Below are 24,355 nucleotides of genomic sequence, written 5' to 3'. Positions count from 1 at the left end.
TATGCGCATCGCCGTCGCCGGTTCGATCGCGACCGACATCCTGATGACGTTCCCGGGCCGGTTCAAGGACCAGTTCCTCGAGGAACAAATGCACAAGGTCTCGCTGTCGTTCCTCGTCGACGAGCTGGTGGTCCACCGCGGCGGCGTGGGCGCGAACATCTGCTACGGGATGGCCCAACTCGGCCAGCCGTCGCTGCTGGTCGGCTCGGTCGGCGCCGACTTCGCCGAGTACGGCGCCGCGCTCGCCGAAGCCGGCGTGGACGTGTCCCATGTCCGCATCTGCGAGAACGTCCACACCGCCCGCTTCACCTGTACGACGGACCTGGACGCGAACCAGATCGCCTCCTTCTACACGGGTGCGATGGCCGAGGCACGGGAGCTCGACCTGGGCGCGATCCACGCCGCGACGGGCGGGATCGACCTGGTGCTGATCGGCGCGGACGACCCGGAGGGAATGCTCAAGCACACCAGGCTGGCGAAGGAGAACGGGATCGCGATCGCCGCGGACCCGTCGCAGCAGCTGGCCCGGATGGAGTGCGACGACATCAAGCGGCTCGTCGACGGCGCGGAGTACCTGTTCAGCAACGAGTACGAGTCCGGCCTGATGGTGCAGAAGACCGGCTGGAGCCACGACGAGATCCTCGAGCGGGTCGGCGTACGCGTCACCACGCACGGCGGCGATGGCGTGGTGATCGAGAACACCGGCGGCATCCTGGCCAAGATTCCGGCCGTCCCGGCGCCAGGTCTGGTCGACCCCACCGGCGGCGGTGACGCTTTCCGGGCCGGCTACCTGAGCGGCCGCGCCGCCGGCCTCGACCACGAGGCCGCCGCCCAGGTCGGCTGCACCCTGGCCACCACAGTCCTCGAGACCGTCGGCACCCAGGAGTACACCCTCGACCGGCCCAGCTTCCTAGAGCGCCTCTCCGCGGCGTACGGCGCCCCGGCCGCGGCTGCCACGGCCCAGGCCCTCAAGCTGTCTTGAGCCGGAGCATCCCGTCCTGAGCAACGGTGAGCCGCGTGCCGTAACGCCGGCTCACCCGGTCGAGCGTTCGGCAGGTCCACTCACGATCCTCTGGGCGGGCGGGCCGCAACCGCATACGGCTGGCTTGCAGCACCGCCATCCGAAGGTCGGCGAGCCGGCCGGCCGGATCCAGGGTGACGAAGTAGAGCATGCGCAGATCGTCGCGGTGCTGCTCATAGCCGGCGATGCCCTCGTAGTCGTCGATCAGGTCACCGCAGCCGTACAGCACGAGCCGATCGCGGCAGATCTCGATCGGCCGCGGGTGGTGCGAGGAATGCCCGTAGACCAGATCGATCCCGCCGCGGATGACCCGGTCGGCGAACCGGCGGTGGCTTGACGGTACGTCGTACCCCCAGTTCGATCCCCAATGCACAGACAGTACGGCGAGGTCGCCGGGTCGCTTGAGCGCTCGTACTCGCGCGGCGACGTCGGCTGCGGTGTCGTCGGACAGGTCAGGCAGGAACGCGACCCCCGGCCGACTCGTCGTGGCCGACCAGTACGTCGGCACGCCACTGCTCGCCGTACCGAAGGAGAACACGATGACGCGGCGGGATCCGATGGTGACGACAGCCGGCCGGAGGGCGTCGGCCACGGTCAGACCCGCGCCGACCGTCCGGAGGCCCGCACGGCCGACCACCTCGAGCGTCTCCGCCAATCCTCCGGCGCCGAAGTCGAGGATGTGGTTGTTGGCGATGCTGCAGACATCGGGCTCGGCGATCGTCAACGCGGGAAGGTTGCCGGGGTTCATCCGGTAGTGCACGGCCTTGCCCGGCTCGGCGCGATCGCTCGTTGTCACGCTGGTCTCCAGATTGACCATTCGGACGTCCGGGGCGAACCGATCGAGCAGACCGAGCGCGTCTCCCCACGGCCAGTCGAAGCCGACCGGCGCGGGAATCACCCCGTTCTTCTGCTCCGCCAGCCTGACATAGGTCCGGGCATCCGACACCGACCGCTCCCACAACGCTGGATCCCCCGGGTGCGGCAGGATCTGGTCGACCCCGCGCCCCAGCATCACATCCCCACCCAGAAACAACCTCAGACCGCCACCGGCCACCTCCCCACCCTAATCCGGCCTCCCGCCTGGCCAGAGTCCCCGGCGGCACCGGCTAACCTGCTGCCATCAGCGGGCCCAGAGGCCTCGGACGTGGCTGATGTGGCGGCGCATGAGTTGCTCGGCGCCTTCGCCGTTGCGGGACTCGACCAGGTCCATCAGCTCGTGGTGCTCGGAGGCGGACTGGACCAAGCGGCCGCTCTCGACCAGCGGAGTGAGTCCGAGCAGGCGGGTCTGGGAGCGGAGGTCCGACACGACGTCGACCAGCTTCTGGTTGCCGGCGTATGCGAGCAGGGTGACGTGGAAGACCCGGTCCGCCTCGATGTAGGCGATCAGATCCCCCGCCTCGGCCGCGACCACGATCTCCTCGGCCAGCGCCCGCAACCGCGGGAAGTCCGCCTCGGGAATCACCGGTACGACGTCCCGAATCGTCGGCGGCTCGATCAGCTGCCGCAGGGACGCCAGGTTGTCCAGATCCGCGTCGGACACCTCGGTGACCCGGAAGCCCTTGTTCCGCAGCGAGATCACCAGGCCCTCGCGGACCAGGTCCAGCATCGCCTCGCGCACCGGCGTCGCGGACACCCCGAACCGCGCGCCCAGCATCGGCGCCGAGTACACCTCCCCCGGCACCAGCTCGCCGGAGATCACCGCGGCTCGCAGCGCGTTGGCCACGCTGTCGCGCAGGTTCTCCCGCTGTGCCAGCCGCCGCACACTCGGCAACGGCCCGATCGAGTCGGCCGACATCCGCTCACCTCCCTCACCGCATCGTCGGCCCCCATTCTGAAGCACCACGCCTTGAACCGGACGGTCAACCCGCCCGTACGCCGCCGCCCACCGAGCGGACCAGCTCGGTCAAGCGGTTGAACACCCGCTCCGCCGACAGCCCGTCGTGCTCGTACTCGTTCGTCACCCAGGCCTGCAGGTTGCCCACCCGGGAGGCGGTGTCCAGCTGCAGCCCGGAGTCGACGTACATGTCGTCGAAGTACACCGCGGCCGCCACCGGTACGTCGTTCGCCGCGAGCCGGTCCAGGTCGTACAGCGGCGACCACTGCGGACGCGACGCCAGCGCCTCGACCGCAGCCTGGAAGGGCCGCAGGATCCGGATCTCCTCGAACATCCAGGGGTACATCATCTCGCCGGTGAACAGCAGCGGCCGCGCGTCCTCGCCGAACTCCGGGTGCAGCGCTCGCTCCGCCTCCGCCGCCCACGCCGTCGCGCCATCGCCGGACCCGTAGATGCTCTCCTGCAACGCCGCGAACAGCGGCCCGTGCGCGTACGACGACCGGTCCATCACCTGGCTCAGGAACGTGTCCGAGAACTCGTCACCGTCGAACGCCTCGTCGAGCAGCCAGTGCATCCGCTCGTACCCAGGCTTCATCCCGAAGTCGATCCCGAGCGACTGCAACCGCCGTACCGTCAGCCGGTCGCCGTCCGGCAACCGTACGTCGGACGCCGTGAGCCGGTCCGCGATGGCGCCGACCGTCTCGACGTGGTGCGGGTACCGCTTGTAGAACTCGCGGTTCTTCGCGGCCACCCGGGGATATGTACGGCGATACACCTCGGCCGCCGACGGATCGATCGAGGCCAGCCCACCCGTCACATAACAAGCGGTCAACCCTGAGGGCGCCTGTGACAGGTAGGTCAGCGTCAGGAACCCGCCGTAGCTCTGGCCCAGCGTCGACCACGTGCCGCCGCCGAAGACCGTCGTCCGCAGGTGCTCGGCGTCGCGGACGATCGAGTCCGCCCGGAAGCAGGCCAGGTAGTCCGCGCCCTCCTCGGCGGTCGCGAAGGACGCCATCCGCCGGCCGGAGATCGGCGTACTGCGACCTGTGCCCCGCTGATCCATCAAGACGACCCGGTAGGTCTTCAGCGCCTGCCCGATCCACCCGGAAGGCTCGACCGGACGCGGGCCCTTGCCGCCGGGACCGCCCTGCAGATAGAGCAGGCACGGCAGGTCGTCGTCCCGTCGCAGCGGGTCGACCAACTCACGCGCAAAGACCGTGATCGTCTCGCCCGGATTCGCCCAGTCCAGCGGCACCTCGACCGTGTGGTCCCGGACATGCATCCCGGGGATCGTGTAGCTGATCATGAAGCCTCCTTCGCCCGCCGCCTCCGGTCCCACTCCGGGTTGATCCGGGGTACGGCGGCCAGCAGCGTCTTCGTGTAGTCGTCGCGGGGCTCGCCGAACACCTGGTCGCGGGATCCCAGCTCCACGATTCTGCCCTTGTTCATCACCGCGACCCGCTGCGAGATCTGCCGGACCACGGCCAGGTCGTGCGCGATGAAGACGTAGCTGAACCCGCTCTCCCGCTGCAGCCGCATCAGCAGCTCGAGCACCTGAGCCTGGATCGAGACGTCGAGCGCGGACACCGCCTCGTCGCAGATCACCAGCTTCGGGTTCACCGCGAGCGCCCGGGCGATCCCGATCCGCTGCGCCTGACCGCCGGAGAACTGGGCCGGGTACCGCTGGCAGTGGTCCGGGTTCAGCCCGACCCGCTCCATCAGTTCCTGCGCGAACGCCCGCCGCCCGCCCTTCGGCGTGATGCCCTGGTAGGTCAGCGGCGCGGTCACGATCCGCTCGACCGGATACCGCGGGTTCAGCGAGGAGAACGGGTCCTGGAACACCACCTGCACGTTGTTCCGGAACCGGGCCAGGTCTTTGCCCTTGGCCCGGGTCACGTCCTGCCCGTCGAACGTCACGGTCCCCTCGGTCGGCTCCAGCAGCCGAGCCGCGATCCGCGCGGTGGTGGACTTCCCGCTCCCCGATTCACCCACGATCGCGAGCGTCTCGCCCAGTTCGACGTCGAAGCTGACGTCGTCGACCGCGGTGAACACCGCCTTCCGGCCCATCACCCCGTCACCGGAGGAGACGAACTGCTTGGTCACACCCCGGACCTCGAGCAAGCTCACAACGCCACCTCGTCGTCGATTCTCGGTACGGCGTCCAGCAGCGTGCGCGTGTACTCGTGCCGCGGGTCCGAGAACACCTGCTCGGCGGTGCCGTACTCGACCGCGTCACCGGCACACATCACCAGCACCCGCTGGGCGATCGAGCTGATCACCGCCAGGTCGTGGGTGATGAAGATCAGCCCGGTCCCGGTGGTCGACTGCAGCTCGGCCATCAGCTGCAGGATCTGCGCCTGCACGGTGACGTCGAGCGCGGTCGTCGGCTCGTCCGCGATCAACAGCGACGGCGAGCAGCACAACGCCATCGCGATCATGATCCGTTGCCGCTGGCCACCGGAGAACTGGTGCGGGTAGTGGTCGACGCGCCGGCCCGGATCGGGAATGCCGACCCGCTCCAGCGCCTCGATCGCGACCTTCCGCGCCGCCCGGCCCGAGCCGCCGCGATGCGCCCGGTACATCTCCTCGATCTGCAGACCCACGGTGTAGTAGGGATTCAGCGACGACAACGGATCCTGGAACACCATGGCGATCGAGTTGCCGCGCACCGACTGCAGCTCCCGCTCGGTCCGCCCGAGCAACTCCGCGCCGTCCAGCCGGATGCTGCCGGTCGTCCGCGCACCCCGCGGTAGCAGCCCGAGTACGGCGAGTGCCGTCATCGACTTGCCGGAGCCGGACTCGCCCACGATGCCGAGCGTGTCGTCCCGGCCGACTGTGAACGACACGTTCTTCACCACATCCACCGGCCCACGACTGGTCGGCAAGGTGACCGTGAGGTCTTCCACCACGAACAGGTCGGTCATGATGCAGTCACTCTCACGCGAGGGTCGAGGGCGGTGTACACCAGGTCGACCACGACGTTGCCGATGACAACGAAGAACGCGGCCAGCAGGGTGACCGCCATGATCACCGGCTGGTCGTTCTTCGCGATCGAGTCGGCGGCCATCTTGCCGATCCCGTTCAGCCCGAACACGGTCTCGGTGATCAGCGCCCCGCCGAGCAGACCGGCGAAGTCCATCCCGAAGATCGTGGTGATCGGCGTCAGCGCCGGCCGCAGTGCATGCCGGCGCAGGATCAACGGTCGGCTCAGCCCCTTGGCCCGCGCGGTCCGGAAGTAGTTCTCGCCGAGCGTGTCGATCACGTTGGCCCGGGTCAGCCGCGCGTACAAACAGGCGTAGCCGACGGCGAGCACGGTCCACGGCATCAGGTACGACTCGAACCACAGCATCGGATCGTCCGCGAACGCGGGCGCCGACGGGAACGGCAGGATCTGCAGCTTCACCACGAGCACGAACTGGAGCACGAGCGCCAGCACGTAGTTCGGCACACTGACCCCGCCGAGCGCGAGCGCCATCGCAGTACGGTCCCACCAGGTGCCCTGCCGGATCGCGCTGATCAGACCGCCGATCACACCGGCGAGCAACCACAGTACGGCGGCGCCGACTGCGACCGTGATGCTGACCGGAAGCCGCGCGGTGATCATCGCCCACACCGACTCGTTGGTCTGGAAGCTGTAGCCGAGACAGGGCGCCGAGCAGTGCACGGACCCGTAGTCGCGACCGGCGAAGATGCCCTGCAGGAACTCCCAGAACTGGGTCAGGATCGGCTGGTTGAGCCCGAGCACGGCGCGGATCGAGTCGATGCGTTCCGGCGTACAGGTCTTGCCACAGATCATCACCGCGGGATCCGGCGAGAGCTTGAAGAAGATCAGGTAGGTGAACAGGCACACCGCCAGCAGGATCAGCACCACCCCGCCGAGCCGGCCCAGCACGTAACGCGTCATGCCGCGGCCTCGCCTTGGTCGACCACCGAGCGGATCTTGTCGCCGAGCACGGTCAGCGACAGCACGGTGAGGAACAGGAACGTGCCCGGGATCGCGAAGAACATCGGGTCGACCGAGTACCAGCTCACCGAGCTCGAGATCATCTGGCCCCAGGACGCGGTCGGCGGCGAGACGCCGACCCCCAGGAAGGACAGCCCGGCCTCGGTGCCGATGTAGCCCGGGATGGCCAGCGTCGTCATCACGATGATCGAGCCGCGCAGGTTCGGCAGGATCTCCCGGAACACCACCGCCGAGTCCTTCGCGCCGGACGCCCGGGCCGCCTCGACGAACTCCCGGTTGGCCAGCGTCATCGTCTGCCCGCGGATCACCCGGGCCAGGTACGGCCAGCCGAACGCGCTGATCACGACCACCAGCAGCACTGGGCGGTTCCCGGCCGGCAGCGAGGACAGGATCGCGATCATGAAGATCAGCGCCGGGAACGCCATCAGGAAGTCCATCAGCCGGGAGATCACCGATCGACCCAGCCACGGTAGAACCCGGCCAGCATGCCGAGCACGACGCCGAGGATCCCGGTCAGCAGGGTCGCGGACAGCGAGATGGTGATCGACACCCGGGCGCCGTACACGATCCGGGCGAACAGGTCGCGGCCGTTCTGCGGCTCGACACCGAACCAGTGCTCCGCGCTGATCCCGCCGAGCGCGCCGTGCGGCACACCGCCGAGGTCGGAGTTGATCGCGGCCGAGTCGAACTCGTACGGCCCCCAGCCGCTGAGCTTGGTGATCAGCGGCGCGGCGACCGCCATCAGGACGACGATCGCCAGGAACGTCACGCAGGCCAGCGCGCCGTTGTCCCGGGTGATGGTGGTGAGGATCCGCCGCCTCGAGGTCGGGGGACCCGCGACCGGAGCCGGGGTCCCCACCTCCTCCACCTCGAGCGCTGTGCTGGTCCCCCCGAGCGGGGTAGCAGTCATCGGCTACTTCCCGGCGTCCGCGAGACCGACCGAGACCAGGTCGATCCCACCGGAGAACCCGTCGTGCAGGTAGGCGCCGGCGATGTTGCCGCCGACCAGCATCAGCACCTTCTCGTACAGCAGCGGTGCGACCGGGGCGAGCTCCATGATCTGCTTGTCCAGGTCGCCGTACGCCTTGTTCGCGGCGGTCACGTCGGTCAGCTTCGCGATCTCGTCGATCTTGGCGTTGACGCCCTTGTCGTTCAGCTGGGCCAGGTTCGAGTTGCCCTTGGCGGTGATGTTGCGGCCGTCGAAGAGCGGTGGCAGGAAGGTGGCGCCGGACGGCCAGTCCGGGCACCAGCCGGTGATCGCCATGTCCTTCTGCTGCGACGGCGTACCGATCACCTCGTAGTACGTCGAGGTGTCGATCGGGTTGATCTTGACCGTGATCTTCAACGGCTCCAGCGCCTGCTGCACCGCGACCGACATCGCCTGCAGCTTCGGCTGGGTCCGGGTGTCGAGCGTCAGCGTGAACCCGTCCGCGACCCCGGCCTCGGTGAGCAGCTTGCGGGCCGCCTCGATGTCACCCTTGTGGTCCGGGCTCGGGTACGGGTCGTAGTCCACCCGGCCGGCCACGGTCGGCGGCTGGATACTGGTCGCGATGTCGGCGAGCATCGAGCCACCGGCCGCGTCCCGCACCGTTTGCTTGTTCACTGCCAGGTTGATCGCCTGCCGGACGCGGACGTCGTTCAGCGGCTTCTTCGTGGTGTTCAGGCCCATGTACGTCGTGCAGCCGCCGAGGCCGGTCATCGTGCGCTGCTTGAGCTGCGGGGTCTGGATCCGGGCCACGCTGGCGGCCTGGATGGTGCCCGCGATCGCGTCGGCGTCGGTGCCCTGACCGGCGATCATCCGCTCGTCGATGGTGGCCGGGTCGAGCCCGAAGGTCCACTGGAACGCGTCCGGGTTCGCGGCCCGGACGTCGTCGGTCTTCTTGTCCCACTTGTCGTTGCGGACCAGCTTGAGCGACGCGCCCGGCTTGTACTCGGCGAGCTTGTACGGGCCGGAGGCGATCGGCTTGCTGTCCAGCTGGTTGCCCGCGCCCTGGCCCTTCGGCACCGGGACGAACGAGTTCTGCGCGACCACGCTGCCGAAGTCGGCGTACGGCTTCTTCAGGTGGAAGACGACGGTCTTCGCGTCCGGGGTCTCGATCGTTGCCAGGTCACCCGACTTGTACGGGCCCTGGTACGTCGCCGGCGCGTCGATCAACTGCTTCGCGTACGGCGACCCGATGCCGAGCTCCGGGTCCCACGCCCGGGACACGCCCCACTTCACGTCCGCACTGGTGATCGGCGCACCGGTCTCGAAGAACAGCCCGCCCTTCAACGTGAAGGTCCAGGTCTTGCCGCCGTCGGACGGCTTGCCGGTGTCGGTCGCGAGGTCGGGGACGATCTTGGTGCCGTCGGCGCCGGGCGCGGCGCCCTGCGTGGTGAGGGTCCGGTAGATCAGCCGGTAGAAGTTGTTGACACCACCGTCGAAACCCCGGGCGGGGTCGAGGTGCGAGAAGCCCGCGTTCGCGAGCACTTGGAGTGTTCCGCCCTGCGCGGCCTTGCCGCCCGGACCGGCCGACTCGGCCGTACCGGTCGCGCCGCCGGCACCGGAGCAGGCGCTGAGCGCCAGCACACCGGACAGCACGAGCCCCACCAGCATCGTTCGCTTCATTTGCCTTCTTTCAGTTCGCGGCGCGCAGCCACACACGCATGGCCAGTGCCTGACGGTTCCCCCAGAGGAAGTACGGGACGAACGTCACCGGCACTTCACGGACGGCGGTCGCGGCCTGCAGCTCGCTGACCACCGGATACAGCTCGTACGCCGGCGCAGCCGCCACACCGGCGGTTGCGTCGAGTACGACGGCCTCGACACCGGCGATCGCCTCCGGCCGAGCCGACGCCGCCCCCACCACCCCCGGTGCGACGAGCAAGTCGTCGACCTTCGCGTCCACATCTTGTTGCTCGATGCAGTAGACAAGCGGACCACGAGCAACGGCAATCGCCCCTCGCGTCGCATCCAGGTACGGGTGCGACCCGTGTACCCTAGGTGCCATCGGCAACGTCAACCGAATGGTGTCCCCGGCAACAAACCGCCGCCGCACCACGGCCCAGCCCGGTTCGGTGTCCACCCCGTCCACCTGGGCGCCGGTCGCCCACGCCGGGACACGCAGCGCGATCGCTCGCTGCTCGTCCGGCGCCTTGTCGACAGTAACGACGATCTCGCCGTCCCATGGATAGTCGGTGCGCACCGAGACAGCGAACGCGTCCTTGGACACGTGCGCATCGGCGTACACACCGAGGTAAAGGGTGTCCGCGGTGTGCGCCGCGACGTGGTCCTGGAGCTCGGACATCCAGCGGACGATGTTCGGCGGGCAGCACGGACAGCCGAACCACGAGCGCCGCAACGCCTCCCCGCCGCTCTCGGCTCCGGACCGTTGCTCGTGATCCGGCCGCCGCTGCAGCGGGTTGTCGTAGAAGAACGCCGTACCCTCGGCCGAAAGCCCAACGGCGTAAGCGTTGTAGAGCACGGTCTCGTAGACGTCCAGGTACGACGCCTTGCCGGTGGCTAGGAACATCCGCCACGCCCACTGCATCGTCGCGATCGCAGCACACGTCTCGGCGTACGCGCGTTCTGACGGCAACTCGTAGCGGTCGCCGATCGCCTCGTCGGAGTGCCGGGTGCCCAGTCCCCCGGTCAGGTACAGCTTGGTCGCGACCATGTCGTCCCACAGCCGCTCGAGCGCCGCGAGCAGCGTCGCATCGCCCGTTTCGAGGTGCACGTCCGCGGCGCCGGCGGCCAGGTACGCCATCCGTACGGCGTGCCCGGTGACCGACGGGAGCTCGCGGAACGGCATGTTGTCCTGGAAGTACTCGGCCGGGAAGATCGTGTGCTTCAGCTTCCCCTGGCCGCGCCGATCGACGAACAACTGCGCCTGCGTCAGGTAGTCCGCGATGCCGGTTTCTCGATACAACTCGACCAGCGCCATCTCGACCTCGGGATGCCCGTCGACGACCTCCTCGCCGTCCTTGCCGAACTTCCGTACGACGAGATCCGCGAACCGGGTCGCGATCGCCAGCAGCCGACCGTCACCGAGACGCCGGTTGGCCGCGACGGCTGCCTGGATCAGGTGACCGAGGTTGTAGAGCTCGTGTCCCCAGCCGAGGTCGGACCACGGTTGCTTGGGCTGGTCCGGGTCCTGGAAGTACGAGTTCAGGTAGCCGTCCTCTGCTTGCGCCTGCTCGAGCAGCCCAACCACCTCGTCGAAGAACTCCCGCGCTCCGGCGGGCACGTCGTTCCGCCCGATCTCGTACGCGAGCCCTTCGAGCGTTTTGTAGAGATCGGTGTCGAGGAACGGGTAGCGCCCGCGGTACGCGCCGACGGACGGGTCGGCGAGCCGTCGCAGGTTGTCCAGGTTCCCCGCCTTGCGCAGCTCGCCGATCGAGTGCGGGATCGTCGCCTCCCGGTTCCGCCGCTGCCAACCGCTCAGCAGCCCACCCGTCAGCTCGACCCGGTCCACCGGGACCACCACGCCGCTCATTCACCATCTCCAGTACCGTGTGACATTGCACAGACCTTAAGTGCAATGTCACACCTTGCCAAGAGATTCGGGAAGACGTTTACACGCCGGACACATCCGGCCCCGACGCACCGAGCGTGCGCGGCGGCCGGGACTGTTCTGCCCCCGTGCGTACGCCACAGTGGTCGGCATGACCGGCCCGCCCCTCGACCTCCGCCGCCCGACCCGCCACCCGGCCGTCGGGCTGTTTCGCGTCACCGCTGTCGTGCCGACCCGCGGTCCGCCGTACTGATTCTGCTCGGCCTCCTGCCCTCAGGCGTGGTCAGCGGAATCCTCGTGCTCGACGGCCTCTACAACGGCCTGGCCGCGGTGATGTTCGCCGGGTCGGCTGTGCTCGTGATGATGCGGCGGCTGCGTTAGAGGCGCGGGTCGACCGGCTCCGACTCCAGGGCAAGAACGGCGAAGACACACTCGTGGATCCGCCAGAGTGGTTCACCGCGGGCGGCGCGCTCGACGGCTTCCAGGCCGAGGGCGTACTCGCGGAGCGCCAGCGAGCGCTTGTGACCGAGGTTGCGTTCGCGGAGACGCTCGAAGTTCGCCGGCTCGGTGTAGTCGGGACCGTAGATCAGCCGCAGGTACTCCCGCCCGCGCACCTTCAGCCCCGGCTGCGCGAGACCCTTCGCGGTCCGGGTCAGGTTGGCGGCCGGCTTCACCACCATCCCCTCACCACCCGCGCCAGTGAGCTCCTCCCACCACCCCACCCCGGCGTCCCAGTTGCCGGCATCGACGAACAGCCGCCGCGTCGCCGTGATCAGCGACGGGTCCGCGTCGACCAGACGGTCCGCGATTCCGAGGTGCCAGGCGTGCGGCCTTTCGTGGTACGTCGTGCCCTCCGAAGCCAGCACCTGGAACGGCGCCAGCCGCACGCCGTCGAGGCCGTCAGTCGGCCAGCAGTAGCGTCGGTACGCCTCGGTGAAGCGCTCCGCATTCTGCGTACGGCGCTGGATCCGGGCCAGCTGATCGGCCACGTCGAGGCCCGCCGCAACGGCCGCCTCCAGGGCTGCGGTTGCCGCTGGCAACGACGTACGGGCGGCCGCGCCGACGGCGGCGTACTGGTTCCGCAGCAGGTCCTCGGCCTTGGCGCTCCACGGCAGCAGCTCTGCGTCGAGCAGAAGCCACGATGTGTCGAGCTCGTCGAAGATACCGGCAGCCGACGCGACCGCACGCAGCCGGGCGAGCAGCTCGTCCGTCAGCGGCCCGTCGAAGAATGAGCGCCCGGTGCGAGTGTGGATCGCGCCGCGACCGGCCAGGCCGAAGCGCTTCTCGGCGACGTCGTCGTCACGCGTCAGCAGCACGACCGCGCGCGACCCCATGTGCTTCTCCTCGCACACGAGCTCGGTGACGCCCTGCGCGCGATAGGTCTCGAAAGCCTGCAGCGGGTGCTCGAGTACACCAGGCTCTGGAGAGGTCGCGACCGGGCTCATCGTCGGCGGCAGGTACAGCAGGAAACGCGGATCGATCGCGAACCGGCTCATCACTTCCAGCGCGGCGCCCGCCTGCTCGGCCCGCACGCTGAGCCGCCCGTGCGTCGCCGTCTCGATCACCCGTCGACCGGTGACATCGGTCAGCTCGAGCACGTCGGGCTCGCGCGCCGATGCGGTTGCCGCATGCAACGGTTTGGCCGGCGCGTAGTACTCCTCGGCTGCCTGGACGGTGACCAGCTCGCGCTCCGGGTAACGCAGTGCGGTCAGCGATCCACCGAACACGCAGCCGGTGTCCAGGCAGATCGTGTTGTTGATCCACTCCGGCTCGGGCGTCGGCGTGTGACCGTAGACGACCATCGCGCGACCGCGGTACTCGTTCGCCCACGGGTAGCGCACCGGTAGACCGAACTCGTCCGTTTCGCCGGTCGTCTCGCCGTACAGGCAGAACGAACGGACCCGACCGGAGGCACGGCCGTGCATCCGCTCGACCAGGCCGGCGTGCGAGACGACCAGCCGGCCGCCGTCTAGGACGTAGTGCGAGATCAGGCCGTCGATGAACGACTCGACGGTGTCCCGGAACTCCGGCGGCTCCGCGGCGAGCTGCTCCAGCGTGGTCTCGAGACCGTGACTGATCTTGACGTTGCGGCCCCTGAGTGCCTTGAGCAACTTCTCTTCGTGGTTGCCGGGCACGCAGTAGGCGTGGCCGTTGGCAACCATCCCCATGACGAGCCGCAGTACGCCGGGGCTGTCCGGACCGCGGTCGACCAGGTCGCCGACGAAGATCGCGCGACGGTCCGGGTGTACGGCGTCGATCGGACGGCCGGTGTCGTCACGGAGGATGCTGTAGCCGAGGTTGGTGAGCAGCTGCTCGAGCTCGGCCCGGCAGCCGTGGACGTCGCCGACGATGTCGAACGGGCCGGTCTGGTCGGTCAGGTCGTTGAACAGCCGGGTCCGTTCGATGCTCACGGCATCGATTTGCTCGACGCTGTCCAGGACGTGCACGGTGCGGAAGCCCTCACGCTTGAGGCTGCGCAGGCCACGCTTGAGCTGGGACCGTTGCCGGGTGATCACCTTCGCGCCGAACTGCCGATCCGGACGCTGCTCGTTCCGCTCGACGCAGACCCGCTCCGGCGGATCCAGCACGATCGCCACCGGCAACACGTCGTGCTCCCGCGCCAGCGCCACCAGCTCCTTGCGCGCCTCGGGCTGGACGTTGGTCGCGTCGATCACCGTCAACCGTCCAGCCGCCAGCCGCTTCCCCGCGATGAAGTGCAACACCTCGAACGCGTCCTTACTGGCCCCCTGATCATTCTCATCATCCGAAACCAGCCCGCGACAGAAGTCACTGGAGAGCACTTCAGTAGCTCTGAAGTGCGTCCGCGCAAACGTCGACTTCCCCGACCCACTGGCCCCAACAAGAACCACCAGGCTGAGCGCCGGGATCTGAATCGCACCCATCAGCTGGTCACCTTCTCCCGGAGCTTGAAGAGAGCCAGCTGGGTGGGCGGACCAAGCTCTGGATCGACGACTCCCACCGGGCGGAACTCCACCGAATAGCCGTACAGATCGGCGACCTGGGTCGCCCACGCGTGGAACTCGGTGCGGGTCCACTCGAAGCGGTGGTCGGGGTGGCGGTACTTGCCTGCGGGGAGGGACTCGAAGCGGGGGTTGTAGTCGCGGTTGGGGGTGGTGACGATTACTGCTCCTGGATGGGCTGTTTGGAAGACTGACTTGGCGAGGGCGGGGAGGCGGGGTGGGTCTACGTGTTCCACGACTTCCATGAGGACGGCGGCATCCAGGCCGGTCAGGCGGTGGTCGGCGTACGTGACTGAGGACTGCAGGAAGCGGAGGCGGTCGCGCTGGCGGTCCGGGAGGTCGTCGTAGTGCAGGCGGCGTTTCGCGCTGATCAGAGAACGCGCTGACACATCGGTCGCGATGAGCTCGCCGATCATCGGGTCCTTCAGCAGCTCGCCGACCAATGCGCCCTCACCGCAGCCGAGGTCCGCGATCCGCCGCGCCCCGAGCTCCTTCAGGACGGCGGCAACCGTCGTACGACGCTCTACCGCAAGCGACACCGGCCCACCTTCGTCCGACGCCACCTCCGGCTCAGCCACACCGTCAGCCTCGGCCAGCCGCTCGAGCGCGGTGTCGGCCAGATAGCGACGGTGAGCCAGGTACCGCCGCGAGATCAGCTCCTTCGACGGATGCGCGGCAAGCCAGCCCTCGCCGGCGCGGACGAGTTTGTCGACCTCGTCCGGACCGACCCAGTAGTGCTTCGCGTCATCCAAAACAGGCAGCATGACGTAGAGGTGGTTGAGTGCATCGGCCAGCCGGAGTACGCCGGTCAGCCGCAGATCGACGTACCGGGACGAACCCCACGAGGGAATCTCCGGGTCGAGCGGCACCGGGCGTGCGTCGACGGTCCAGCCGAGCGGCGCGAACAACTGCTCGGCCAACTCCGCGCCCCCGCTGCACGGAAGCGCGGGGATGTGAATCTGCAGCGGAATCGGGCGCGCGGCCAACTCCGGACGGGCGTCGCAGCGGCCGTTCATCGCGGTCCGGAAGAGCTTGCCGAGCGCAACCGCAAGCAGGCTGGAGGCGGCGTACGGGCGGTCGTTCACGTACTGCCCGAGGGTGAATCCCTCCGGCGCCTTCCCGCGGCGGGAACGGACCAGCGCGATCGGGTCGATCTCGAGCAGCACGGCCGCCGTACACCGCTCGTCGGTTGCTTCCGGGTAGAACACCTGCGCGGTGCCACCGGTGATCTCGACCCCCTGCGGCCGGGCCGGATTCTTGTGCAGCAGGAAGCCGAAGTCGGCGGCCGGCAGACCGGCGCCGGCCAGGTCGGTGGTCAGGGTCAGAAACACGTCCGTATTCGATCACGCCGGACGTTCAGGAACCCACCGATTTGTCAGGAGTTACAGGCGTTTCAGGCGTGCGGCCCCGATCGAACGGTGAGACACGCTGCCGTGGGTCTGGCGTGTTGCCCGGAATGGATCTAGCTTGATTTACAGGAGATGAGTCGCTACAGACCGTCCTTCCCCGTTGACAGTCGGTAATTGTCCCGGTTTGTGGCGAGCGCCCACCCACGCCGACCACGGGAAGGACCATGGCAGCACCCTCAGGCTCAGGCCACCGAAGTCCCCATCAACCAGACCGTCCCGGCGAGGTCCGCCGGTGAAACCACAGACGTTCGAACTTGTGCGTTTCACCGACATCAGCGGAGTTTCCGGTACCGGCGTCGTTGCGGAAGGGTGCGTCTTCACCGACGGCTCGGTCGCGCTGCGCTGGCACGGCGCGAATCCGTCCACGGCCGTCTGGCCGGACCTCGACTCCATCCTCGCCGTCCACGGCCACGACGGCGCGACCGTCGTCCGCTGGCTGGACGTGTCCGAGATGGAGCCGGTCCCCGGTACCGACCTGCTCCCCGGCGAGGTCGCCCACATCCTCGCTACCGGACGGCACACCAACCACCACCCGCCGGCGGTGTTCTCGGCCTAACGGGTTTACGGCGTCAAGCCGGTCAGGGCGAAGAACTCCTGGCGGGAACTGAGGTTCTCGCGCAGGATGCCATGCAATGACGACGTCACGGTGCGCGACCCGGTGGCCCGAACACCGCGCAGCGACATGCACTGGTGCTCGGCCTCGATCACGACGCCGACGCCCTTCGGCGCCAGGTGATCCTGCAGCCAGTCGGCGACCTGCTTGGTCAGCCGCTCCTGCACCTGGAAGTCGCGCGCGAACAACTCCACGACCCGCGCCAGCTTCGACAGCCCCAGGATCCGCTCCCCCGGCAGGTAGCCCACGTGCGCGACGCCGGTGAACGGCAGCAGGTGGTGCTCGCACAGCGACTGCACCGGGATGTCCTTGGCCAGCACGAGCTCGTCGTACCCCTCGTCGTTCGGGAACGTGGTCAGCTCGAACTCGCGCGGGGTGAGCATCTCGGCGTACGCGTGCGCCACCCGGCGTGGGGTGTCCGCCAGGTGCGCGCTGTGCGGGTCCCGCCCGAGCGCGGCCAGCAGGTCGGCGACCGCACGCTGGGCGGCGGGCAGATCGATCTCCGCGCGACCGGCGACGATGTGCAGAGGGACGGACTCGAGATCGGCCGAAATCGCCATCAACACACTCCCTGAAAACTCAACGAACTGCCATCATACTGTTCCACCAACCGATGTTGTCGATAGAATCGTGGCGTGGACTCGTCGTGGGACGCGCAGGTTCAGGCGGTCGCCGTGCTCGAGGAACCGACCCGGCGCCGGCTCTACGAGTACGTCGTCGCCCAGCCGGAGCCCGTCGGACGCGACGAGGCCGTGGCCGCGCTCGGCATCCCCCGCACGACCGTGGCGTTCCACCTGGACAAACTCACCGAGGAAGGCCTGCTGGCCACCTGCTTCGAACGCCGCAGCGGGCGCTCCGGACCCGGCGCCGGCCGGCCCGCGAAGCTCTACCACCGCTCGGACCGTGAGATCGACCTCACCCTCCCCGAACGCCAGTACGCCGTCGCCGGCCGACTGCTCGCCGCCGCCGTCGAGGACGCCGAGGCGTCGGGTGGCTCACCCCGCGAAGCCGTGAACCGACGAGCCCGCGAGTACGGCGAATCCCTCGGAAGGACCGCCGGCGAGGGGTCGGTGGACCAGATCCTCAAGGCGCACGGCTTCGAGCCGCGACCGGACAAGGACGGCATCGCGCTCGCCAACTGCCCGTTCCAGCGGATCGCCAAGGATCAGCCACACCTGGTCTGCGGCATGAACCTGCACCTCCTCGCCGGCCTCGTCAGCGCCCTCGGCATCCCCTACGAAGCCCGCCTCGAGCCCTCCCCCGGCAACTGCTGCGTCCGCCTGATTCCGGAGGGCCTAAGCTCGGCGCGTGGCTAAGAGCAAGCAGAGTCAGGGCACGCCGGCGACGGTGGCTTTGACGAAGGCGAAGGTCGAGTTCACCGCCCACACCTACGACCACGACCCGGCGGCGAAGTCGTTCGGGCTGGAGGCGGCCGAGGCACTCGGGCTGGCGCCGGAGCAGGTGTTCAAGACGCTGCTCGTCGAGGTCGACGGCAAGCTGACGGTCGGCGTCGTACCGGTCGACAAGCAGCTCGACCTGAAGGCGATCGCGGCCGCCGCGGGCGGGAAGAAGGCGGTGATGGCCGACCCGGCCGCCGCCGAACGCACCACCGGGTACGTCGTCGGCGGCATCAGCCCGATCGGCCAGAAGCGCGCCCTTCCCACCGTCATCGACGCGACGGCCACCGACCACGCCACGGTCTACGTGTCCGGCGGCCGCCGCGGCCTCGACATCGGCCTGTCCCCCACGGACCTGATCACCGTCACCAAGGCCCGCACCGCAGCGATCGCCCGCTGACCGCCGTCCGGCACCTGATCAGTCGGCCGGCTCGGCGTCGGGCAGGTTGGTCGCACCCGTCATGATCGCCACACCCTCGCTCATGGTGTGCGAGGCCGGGGTGATGACTCCGGCACATCGGCCCAGCCGCTGGATGTGGATTCTGTCGGCGACATCCCACACATGCGGCATGTTGTGACTGATCAGGATGACCGGAAGGCCCCGTTCCCGCAGGCCTTTGATCATCTCCAGCACCTGGTTCGACTCCTTCACACCGAGCGCGGCCGTCGGCTCGTCGAGGACGACGACCTTGCTGCCGAAGGCGGCGGCTCGGGCGACCGCGACCGCCTGCCGCTGGCCACCTGACAAGGTTTCCACCGGTTGCTGGATGTTCTGGATCGTCTGGATACCGAGGTCACGCACCGCGGTCGCCGCGCGCTCGCGCATGCCACGGTGGTCGAGCATCCGGAAGACCGAGCCGAGAACGCCACGACGTCGCTCCTCGCGGCCGAGGTACAGGTTGCTGGCGATGTCCAGCGCCGGTGCGACCGCCAAGGTCTGATAGACGGTCTCGATCCCGGCGGCGCGAGCATCCTGCGGCCGCCGGAACGTCACCGGCCGCCCCTCCAGCAGGAGCTCGCCGGCGTCCGGCACCAGCGCCCCGGTCAGGCACTTGATCAGGGTGGACTTCCCGGCACCGTTGTCGCCGATGACCGCGAGCACCTCCCCGGGGTACAGGTCGAGGTCGACCCCGTCCAGGCCGATGACCCGCCCGAACGTCTTGACCAGGCCGCGCGCGGACAGGACAGGTGAACGCAACCGGGTGTCTTGCGCGCGACTGGCCGTTGCCGTCATGAGCGCACCTTCCTGATCCACTGGTCGACCGAGACCGCGACGATGACCAGGATCCCCACCGCCAGCAAGCGGTACTGCGCGTCGACACCGGCCAGCGAGAGTCCGACCGTGAAGGACTGCACGATGAGGGCGCCGAGGAGTGTTCCCAGCAAGCCACCGCGGCCGCCGAACAGACTGGTTCCGCCGATCACCACGGCTGTGATGCTGTCGAGGTTGGCGTCGACGATCGCATTCGGACTCGCGGCTCCCGCCCGGCCGATCAGGATCCAGCCGGCGATCCCGTAGATCAGGCCCGCCACGGCGTAGACGCTGAACAGCACCCGGCCGGAGCGGATGCCGCTGAGGCGTGCCGCCTCCGGGTCGTCGCCAACGGCGTACACATGCCTGCCCCAGGCGGTCTGGCTGAGCGCGTAGCCCAGCACCAGATAGAGGGCGACGACGAGAACGACCCCGGTGGTGATCCGGAACCGGCCGATCGCGAAGCTTTCGCCGGTCCAGTTGAGCAGCGCGGGCAGCCGGTTGTTCTGGATACTCTGACCGCTCGAATAGAGCAGCGCGATCGCCGTGAAGATGCTCAGCGTGCCCAGCGTCACGATGAACGGTGGCAGGCCGATCCGGGTCACCAGGGTCCCGTTCAGTGCGCCGGCGGCCAAGCCGAGGAGGATGCCCACGGCAAGGGCCGGAACGGCCGGCCAGCCGTTCTCGGCCGCCAGCGTGGCCATCACCATCGTCGACAAGATGGTGATGGCGCCGACCGACAGGTCGATCCCCGCGGTCAGGATGATCAGCGTCTGCCCGACCGCCAGCGCGGCGACCACGGCGGTCTGCTGCACCAGCAGTGACAGTGCCGCCGGATTCGAGAATCGGCTGTTCACCGCGGTGAAGCAGACCACTGTCAGAAGCAGGATGATCGCCGGGCTGAGCGCAGGCCGTTGGTGCAGCAGGTGCTGCATCCGCTGGCTGAGTGTGTGCTCGCGACGTGCGAGCTCCTGTGCGGCGGCGCCAGGCGTCGTGCTTTGAACGGTCATCGTGTCACCCGGAGGCCGGGTGATTCGGTGGTCAGCCCCAGCACAACGACGTTCCCTTCGTGGTGTCGATGCTCGCGACGCCGTCAGCGCTCTTGTCGGTGACCAGTGCGACACCGGTGTTGAAGAAATCCAGGCCATCACTCGTCTTCGGCTTCTCACCACCGCGGGCGACCTTGGCGATCGCCTCGACACCGAGTGAGGCCATCTTCAGCGGGTACTGCTGCGACGTCGCTCCGATCACGCCGTCCTTGACCGACTTCACCCCGGCACAGCCGCCGTCGACGGAGACGATGACGACGCCGTTCTCCTTTCCGGCCGCCTTCAAGGCGTTGTACGCGCCGACCGCCGCCGGCTCGTTGATCGTGTAGACGACGTTGATGTTCGAGTTCTTGGTCAGGCAGTTCTCCATCGCCGACCGGCCGCCGTCCTCGGCACCTTGGGTGGGCTCGTTGCACACGATCGAGTAGGAACCGCCGGAGTACTTCCCGGACTTGTCCTCGTCACCGTTCTTCTTGGCGTCCTTGACGTCGACCCCCAGGCCGGTGAGGAAACCCTGGTCGCGGTTGTAGTCGACCGAGACGACCTTGTCGTTGAACAGGTCGAGCAGCGCGATCGTGGCCGGCTTGCCGGCAAGTTGCTTGGCGGTCCACTGGCCGATCAGTTTCCCGGCCTCGAAGTTGTCGGTGGCGAAGGTGATGTCGACGGTGTCCGCGGGATCCGGTGGGGTGTCCAGCGCGATCACGTACAGGCCGGCGTCGCGCGCCTTCTTGATCGCGGAGTTGACCCCTGGCCCGTTCGGGGTGATGAGGATGCCCTTCTGGCCCTGGGCGATGGCGTTCTCGATCGCCTGAACCTGGCCCTGCTCGTCGCCGTCGGCCTTGCCCGAGGCCACGGTCAGCTCCACGTTGTTCTTGGCGGCGTCTTCCTTGGCCCCCTTCTGCATCGCGACGAAGAACGGATTCGTCGAGTCCTTGGTGATGAGCGAGACACCGACCTTGTCGGTCGAGGAAGCCGGCTGGTCGTCCGAGCCGCAGGCCGCCAGCGCGAGCAGGCCTGCCGTCGCGGCGACGGCGACACCAAGGCGCGTCGTACGGGAAGTGAGATGCATGTCCAGGGTCCCTCTCCGAGCAGCGAGGTTTGTGTTTACGTCAACGTTGACGTAGGGCAAGACAACATCCGGCTACGCTTGTAGTCAAGGCCTCGATGAGAAACACTGCGCCTTGTGACGACAACGATGACGCAGTCCGATTCGGACGGCCCGCGGCCGGCCCGGGCCACGATGAAGGACGTCGCCCGGCTGGCCGGTGTCAGCGTGAAGACGGTGTCGCGAGTCGTCAACGGAGAACCGGGCGCGTCGACCGCCGTACGGCAGCGGGTACTGGACGCCGCCGAACGGCTCGACTACCGGCACAACCTCGGCGCCAGCACGCTGCGCCGCAAGGACGCCCGGTCCGGCATCGTCGGCGCGCTGCTCCAGGACGTCGGGAACAGCTACTCCGCCGGGCTTCTTCGTTCGCTCGAGGACGCCCTCCGGCCGGCCGGCCTGTCGGTGCTGGCCGCGAGCCTGGACGAGGAACCGGAGCGGGAACGCGGCATCGTGTCCGATCTGGTCGCCCGCCGCGCGGACGGCCTGGTGCTGATGCCGGCCACCCACCGCCACGAGTACCTGCTCAGCGAGCGCCGGGCCGGACTGCCGATGGTCTTCGTCGACCGCCGGCCACACGGCCTCGACTGTGACTCCGTGACCGTCGACAACCACGGCGGCGCGAAGCTGGCGACCACCCATCTGCTGTCGGGCGGACACCGGCGGATCGCCATGCTCAGCGACCTCGAAGAGATCGAGACGGCCGTCGAGCGCCGCGCGGGATACCGCGCGGCGCTCGACGCTGCGGGTATCGAGTTCGCCCCCGAACTTCTCGTCCACAGTGTCCGCAGCGATCTGGAGGCCGCCCGCACCGTGACGGAGTTGCTCGACCTGGCCGACCCGCCGACCGCCATCCTTGCCGGGCGCAACATCATCACCGTCGGAACGGTGCGCGCGCTGCGCGCGGCGGGGGCGACCCGCGAGATCGCCGTGGTCGGATTCGACGACTTTCCGCTGGCCGATCTGGTCGAGCCCGCGCTGACCGTCATCCGGCAGGACGTGCAACGCATCGGCGCCGAGGTCGGGGCGATCCTGCTGGACCGGCTCAACGGAGCCGGCGGACCACCCCGCCATCTCGTCATCGAGCCCACCCTGGTTCAGCGCGGCAGCGGTGAGATCCCACCTCGACTGCCTCAACGGTCCTTGCCGCGGCCTTAGGTCAGCCTGTGATGCTGGGCTTGCCGGTCTCCAGGTGGCCGGTCAGCCGGCGTCGGTACGACGTGTCCTCGGCCGCCGTGACCTCGACGTCGTACCAGCCGTGGTCCGTCGGCCAGTCCAGCTCACGCGTCTGCTTGCCGCGCAGCTCCACGGTGACGGTCTTGCTGCCGTACCCACGGGCCTTCACCTTCAACATCAGCGGCTTCCGCGACGTGTTCACCAGCGCGAGCTCGAGCGAGTCGCCATCCTGCTTCGCGCGTACGTCGAGACCGGCCGCGGCGCCGTCCGCCGTTCCGGCCAGCTCGGCCCAGAACCGGTTCGGACCCTGTACGGCGAACTCGTACGGGCCGTCGACCGCGATCGACTCGACGCGTTCCCGCCGTACGTCGACATGCTCGGGAGCCGGCAGCTCACCGCCGTACGAGTAGATCGCGAAGTGCGCGGACTCGGCGCCCCTGTTGCCGAGGGCCAACGTCAACTTGCCGTCAGCAACGAAACCGGAGACCGACGGCCGGTACGGCAGTGCGCGGGCCAGCCGGTGGCCCGGCTCCTGCCCCGGCACGGCCTGGTCGGCCGGCGGGGTCGGCCGCCACCGGGCGATCGGCGCCGGCACCGGGCCGGGCGTGTCCACCGACGGCTGCTTGTACCCGCGGCCGAAGTCGAACGCCGAGGTGAGGTCACCACAGGCGGTCCGCCGCCAGCTGCTGATGTTGGGCTCCTGGACACCGGTCCAGCGCTCGAGGAACCGGATCACCGAGGTGTGGTCGAACACCTGCGAGTTCACGTGCCCGCCGACCGACCACGGCGAGATGACCGTCATCGGGACCCGCGGGCCGAGGCCGATCGGACGGCCGTTGTACCAGTCGTCGCCGGTGCCCGACGAGGGCCGCGGAGCGACCGGCGGCGGGACGTGGTCGAAGTACCCGTCGTTCTCGTCGAAGTTGATCAGCAGCACGGTCTTGGACCAGGTCTCCGGGTCCGAGGCGATCGCGTCGAGCAGGTCGTAGACCAGGTTCGCGCTGCCGACCGGCGTGGACGCGCCGGGGTGCTCGGAGTCGACCGCGGACGGCACCAGCCAGCTGACCTGCGGCAGCTTGCCGGCCTTGATGTCGTCCCGCAGCCGCGGGACCAACGACTCCGGCTCCGACCGGTACATCGCCTTGTAGAACAGCTTCTGGTCCGCGGCCGGCTGCTTGGCGACCGCCGCTTCCAACTGCTTGAGCGCCTCGGTCCGCTCGGCCGGAGTCTTGGCGAAGAGCTTGTCGTAGAACTCCTCGGTGGTCCGGTAACCACCCGGCACCGACGCTAGGATCCGGTGCCCGAGCTCCTTGAACGTCTTGAAGTACTCGACCGCGTTGTCGGTGAAGTTGTCCCACTCCTGATAGATCTGCCACGAGACCCCGGCCTGCTCGAGCCGCTCCGGGTACGACGTCCAGTCGTAGCCCTTGTGGTCGTAGGAGTACGCCGCGTTCGTCACCGCGCGCTGCGTCGTACCGGGCTCGTAGCCCGTGGTCCCGGACACGAGGTAGTTGCGGTTCGGGTTGGTGGAGCCGTTGACGGAGCAGTGGTAGGCGTCGCAGATCGTGAACGTCTCGGCGAGCTCGTACTGCAGCGGGATGTCGCGGCGCTCGTAGTGGGTCATCGTGGCGGCCGTCTTGGCCTGGACCCAGTCGTCGTTCCAGCCGTTGCCCCAAGCCTGGGTGGCGTCGTTGAACCCGTGCGGCAGGTCGCCGAGGTACTGGATGTCGTCCGGTGCGCGACCCGCGTCCGCGGCGGCCTTCCGGATCGAGAACGGCAGCACCTCACCACCGCCGGTCTTCGGCTGATGGAACACCGACTTGCCGTTGCGCAGCCGCAGCGGCTGCCGGTCGCCGTAGCCGCGCACGCCGCGCAGCGTCCCGTAGTAGTGGTCGAACGAACGGTTCTCCTGCATCAGCACGATCACGTGCTCGACCGCCCGCAGACCACCGCGCCTCACCGGTTGCGCCATCGCCGTGTGCAGCGACGGAGGAAGCAGCGAAGCCGCCACTCCCCCGGCTGCAGACCCAAGCACCAGGCGCCGAGAAATCTCAGTCATGC

General features: G+C 68.6%; 22 protein-coding genes. 5 read left to right on the top strand and 17 right to left on the bottom strand.

Annotated features, from left to right (window positions below; translation table 11 throughout):
• Window position 1: 1 nt before the first annotated feature.
• Window positions 2-982 carry a carbohydrate kinase family protein gene (locus ACIBL3_RS35475; protein WP_396358243.1) on the top strand — a complete coding sequence of 327 codons (981 nt, stop codon included), beginning with the start codon at window positions 2-4 and terminating at the stop codon, window positions 980-982.
• Here ACIBL3_RS35475 and ACIBL3_RS35470 read toward each other — a convergent pair.
• The 12 genes from ACIBL3_RS35470 to ACIBL3_RS35415 all read right to left on the bottom strand — a co-directional run bounded on the left by ACIBL3_RS35470 (window position 969) and on the right by ACIBL3_RS35415 (window position 15,624).
• Window positions 969-2,075, bottom strand: coding sequence for a CapA family protein (locus tag ACIBL3_RS35470; protein WP_396358242.1), 1,107 nt, complete (start codon window positions 2,073-2,075; stop codon window positions 969-971). The genes ACIBL3_RS35475 and ACIBL3_RS35470 overlap by 14 nt on opposite strands.
• 66 nt (window positions 2,076-2,141) lie before the next feature.
• On the bottom strand, window positions 2,142-2,816 hold the full coding sequence (locus tag ACIBL3_RS35465) for a GntR family transcriptional regulator (protein ID WP_396358241.1): 675 nt from the start codon (window positions 2,814-2,816) through the stop codon (window positions 2,142-2,144).
• A 64-nt stretch (window positions 2,817-2,880) separates the two neighbouring features.
• Window positions 2,881-4,161: an alpha/beta fold hydrolase gene (locus tag ACIBL3_RS35460; RefSeq protein ID WP_396358240.1), complete on the bottom strand. Its 1,281-nt coding sequence runs from the start codon at window positions 4,159-4,161 to the stop codon at window positions 2,881-2,883.
• The gene (locus ACIBL3_RS35455; RefSeq protein WP_396358238.1) at window positions 4,158-4,982 is read right to left on the bottom strand and encodes an ABC transporter ATP-binding protein; all 825 of its coding nucleotides are present in this window, start codon (window positions 4,980-4,982) and stop codon (window positions 4,158-4,160) included. Before ACIBL3_RS35455 ends, ACIBL3_RS35460 begins: the two co-directional genes overlap by 4 nt.
• The gene (locus ACIBL3_RS35450; protein WP_396358237.1) at window positions 4,979-5,779 is read right to left on the bottom strand and encodes an ABC transporter ATP-binding protein; all 801 of its coding nucleotides are present in this window, start codon (window positions 5,777-5,779) and stop codon (window positions 4,979-4,981) included. Before ACIBL3_RS35450 ends, ACIBL3_RS35455 begins: the two co-directional genes overlap by 4 nt.
• On the bottom strand, window positions 5,776-6,759 hold the full coding sequence (locus tag ACIBL3_RS35445) for an ABC transporter permease (protein WP_396358236.1): 984 nt from the start codon (window positions 6,757-6,759) through the stop codon (window positions 5,776-5,778). Before ACIBL3_RS35445 ends, ACIBL3_RS35450 begins: the two co-directional genes overlap by 4 nt.
• A complete protein-coding gene (locus ACIBL3_RS35440; RefSeq protein ID WP_396358235.1) occupies window positions 6,756-7,271 on the bottom strand; it encodes an ABC transporter permease in 516 nt (171 codons plus the stop codon). Before ACIBL3_RS35440 ends, ACIBL3_RS35445 begins: the two co-directional genes overlap by 4 nt.
• Window positions 7,268-7,729, bottom strand: a complete 462-nt coding sequence (locus ACIBL3_RS35435; RefSeq protein WP_396358234.1) for a hypothetical protein — start codon at window positions 7,727-7,729, stop codon at window positions 7,268-7,270. The genes ACIBL3_RS35440 and ACIBL3_RS35435 overlap by 4 nt, the downstream gene beginning before the upstream one ends.
• A 3-nt stretch (window positions 7,730-7,732) precedes the next feature.
• On the bottom strand, window positions 7,733-9,427 hold the full coding sequence (locus ACIBL3_RS35430) for an ABC transporter substrate-binding protein (protein WP_396358232.1): 1,695 nt from the start codon (window positions 9,425-9,427) through the stop codon (window positions 7,733-7,735).
• A 10-nt stretch (window positions 9,428-9,437) separates the two neighbouring features.
• On the bottom strand, window positions 9,438-11,294 hold the full coding sequence (locus tag ACIBL3_RS35425; RefSeq protein ID WP_396358231.1) for a glycoside hydrolase family 127 protein: 1,857 nt from the start codon (window positions 11,292-11,294) through the stop codon (window positions 9,438-9,440).
• Between the two features lie 395 nt (window positions 11,295-11,689).
• A complete protein-coding gene (locus tag ACIBL3_RS35420; RefSeq protein WP_396358229.1) occupies window positions 11,690-14,215 on the bottom strand; it encodes a polynucleotide kinase-phosphatase in 2,526 nt (841 codons plus the stop codon).
• On the bottom strand, window positions 14,215-15,624 hold the full coding sequence (locus tag ACIBL3_RS35415) for a 3' terminal RNA ribose 2'-O-methyltransferase Hen1 (RefSeq protein WP_396358227.1): 1,410 nt from the start codon (window positions 15,622-15,624) through the stop codon (window positions 14,215-14,217). The genes ACIBL3_RS35420 and ACIBL3_RS35415 overlap by 1 nt, the downstream gene beginning before the upstream one ends.
• A gap of 334 nt (window positions 15,625-15,958) precedes the next feature.
• On the opposite strand from ACIBL3_RS35415, the gene ACIBL3_RS35410 reads away from it, so the two are divergent.
• The gene (locus ACIBL3_RS35410) at window positions 15,959-16,258 is read left to right on the top strand and encodes a hypothetical protein (protein WP_396358226.1); all 300 of its coding nucleotides are present in this window, start codon (window positions 15,959-15,961) and stop codon (window positions 16,256-16,258) included.
• Between the two features lie 5 nt (window positions 16,259-16,263).
• On the opposite strand, the gene folE is transcribed toward ACIBL3_RS35410, so the two are convergent.
• Complete coding sequence (folE, locus tag ACIBL3_RS35405) at window positions 16,264-16,875, bottom strand: GTP cyclohydrolase I FolE (RefSeq protein ID WP_396358225.1); 612 nt, start codon at window positions 16,873-16,875, stop codon at window positions 16,264-16,266.
• A gap of 75 nt (window positions 16,876-16,950) precedes the next feature.
• Between folE and ACIBL3_RS35400 the strand changes: the two genes are divergently transcribed.
• Together ACIBL3_RS35400 and ybaK are read left to right on the top strand one after the other, a co-directional pair.
• Entirely contained in the window at window positions 16,951-17,631 is a 681-nt protein-coding gene (locus ACIBL3_RS35400; RefSeq protein WP_396358224.1) for a helix-turn-helix transcriptional regulator, read from the top strand.
• A complete protein-coding gene (gene ybaK / locus ACIBL3_RS35395) occupies window positions 17,624-18,112 on the top strand; it encodes a Cys-tRNA(Pro) deacylase (protein ID WP_396358223.1) in 489 nt (162 codons plus the stop codon). The genes ACIBL3_RS35400 and ybaK overlap by 8 nt, the downstream gene beginning before the upstream one ends.
• A gap of 18 nt (window positions 18,113-18,130) precedes the next feature.
• Here ybaK and ACIBL3_RS35390 read toward each other — a convergent pair whose 3' ends face one another.
• The 3 genes from ACIBL3_RS35390 to ACIBL3_RS35380 are packed head-to-tail and all read right to left on the bottom strand — an operon-like array spanning window position 18,131 to window position 21,082.
• Window positions 18,131-18,946, bottom strand: a complete 816-nt coding sequence (locus ACIBL3_RS35390) for an ATP-binding cassette domain-containing protein (RefSeq protein WP_396358222.1) — start codon at window positions 18,944-18,946, stop codon at window positions 18,131-18,133.
• A complete protein-coding gene (locus tag ACIBL3_RS35385; RefSeq protein ID WP_396358221.1) occupies window positions 18,943-19,974 on the bottom strand; it encodes an ABC transporter permease in 1,032 nt (343 codons plus the stop codon). Before ACIBL3_RS35385 ends, ACIBL3_RS35390 begins: the two co-directional genes overlap by 4 nt.
• Window positions 19,975-20,005: 31 nt before the next feature.
• Window positions 20,006-21,082: a substrate-binding domain-containing protein gene (locus ACIBL3_RS35380; RefSeq protein ID WP_396358220.1), complete on the bottom strand. Its 1,077-nt coding sequence runs from the start codon at window positions 21,080-21,082 to the stop codon at window positions 20,006-20,008.
• A gap of 114 nt (window positions 21,083-21,196) precedes the next feature.
• On the opposite strand from ACIBL3_RS35380, the gene ACIBL3_RS35375 reads away from it, so the two are divergent.
• Window positions 21,197-22,276 carry a LacI family DNA-binding transcriptional regulator gene (locus ACIBL3_RS35375; RefSeq protein ID WP_396358219.1) on the top strand — a complete coding sequence of 360 codons (1,080 nt, stop codon included), beginning with the start codon at window positions 21,197-21,199 and terminating at the stop codon, window positions 22,274-22,276.
• A 1-nt stretch (window position 22,277) separates the two neighbouring features.
• On the opposite strand, the gene ACIBL3_RS35370 is transcribed toward ACIBL3_RS35375, so the two are convergent.
• Window positions 22,278-24,353 carry a phosphocholine-specific phospholipase C gene (locus ACIBL3_RS35370; RefSeq protein WP_396358218.1) on the bottom strand — a complete coding sequence of 692 codons (2,076 nt, stop codon included), beginning with the start codon at window positions 24,351-24,353 and terminating at the stop codon, window positions 22,278-22,280.
• Between the last annotated feature and the right edge of the window lie 2 nt (window positions 24,354-24,355).

Origin of the sequence: Kribbella sp. NPDC050124, assembly GCF_044460355.1 — a bacterium.
Lineage (GTDB): Bacteria > Actinomycetota > Actinomycetes > Propionibacteriales > Kribbellaceae > Kribbella.
This window is presented reverse-complemented; position numbering and strand designations above follow the sequence as displayed.

What these genes read in the sequence shown, in the direction of transcription:
- ACIBL3_RS35475 (WP_396358243.1), top strand. Translation starts at nt 2, where the DNA reads ATGCGCATCGCCGTCGCCGGTTCGATCGCGACCGACATCCTGATGACG.
- ACIBL3_RS35465 (WP_396358241.1), bottom strand. Translation starts at nt 2,816, where the DNA reads ATGTCGGCCGACTCGATCGGGCCGTTGCCGAGTGTGCGGCGGCTGGCA.
- ACIBL3_RS35460 (WP_396358240.1), bottom strand. Translation starts at nt 4,161, where the DNA reads ATGATCAGCTACACGATCCCCGGGATGCATGTCCGGGACCACACGGTC.
- ACIBL3_RS35450 (WP_396358237.1), bottom strand. Translation starts at nt 5,779, where the DNA reads ATGACCGACCTGTTCGTGGTGGAAGACCTCACGGTCACCTTGCCGACC.
- ACIBL3_RS35445 (WP_396358236.1), bottom strand. Translation starts at nt 6,759, where the DNA reads ATGACGCGTTACGTGCTGGGCCGGCTCGGCGGGGTGGTGCTGATCCTG.
- ACIBL3_RS35435 (WP_396358234.1), bottom strand. Translation starts at nt 7,729, where the DNA reads ATGACTGCTACCCCGCTCGGGGGGACCAGCACAGCGCTCGAGGTGGAG.
- ACIBL3_RS35430 (WP_396358232.1), bottom strand. Translation starts at nt 9,427, where the DNA reads ATGAAGCGAACGATGCTGGTGGGGCTCGTGCTGTCCGGTGTGCTGGCG.
- ACIBL3_RS35425 (WP_396358231.1), bottom strand. Translation starts at nt 11,294, where the DNA reads ATGAGCGGCGTGGTGGTCCCGGTGGACCGGGTCGAGCTGACGGGTGGG.
- ACIBL3_RS35420 (WP_396358229.1), bottom strand. Translation starts at nt 14,215, where the DNA reads ATGGGTGCGATTCAGATCCCGGCGCTCAGCCTGGTGGTTCTTGTTGGG.
- folE (WP_396358225.1), bottom strand. Translation starts at nt 16,875, where the DNA reads ATGGCGATTTCGGCCGATCTCGAGTCCGTCCCTCTGCACATCGTCGCC.
- ACIBL3_RS35390 (WP_396358222.1), bottom strand. Translation starts at nt 18,946, where the DNA reads ATGACGGCAACGGCCAGTCGCGCGCAAGACACCCGGTTGCGTTCACCT.
- ACIBL3_RS35385 (WP_396358221.1), bottom strand. Translation starts at nt 19,974, where the DNA reads ATGACCGTTCAAAGCACGACGCCTGGCGCCGCCGCACAGGAGCTCGCA.
- ACIBL3_RS35380 (WP_396358220.1), bottom strand. Translation starts at nt 21,082, where the DNA reads ATGCATCTCACTTCCCGTACGACGCGCCTTGGTGTCGCCGTCGCCGCG.
- ACIBL3_RS35370 (WP_396358218.1), bottom strand. Translation starts at nt 24,353, where the DNA reads ATGACTGAGATTTCTCGGCGCCTGGTGCTTGGGTCTGCAGCCGGGGGA.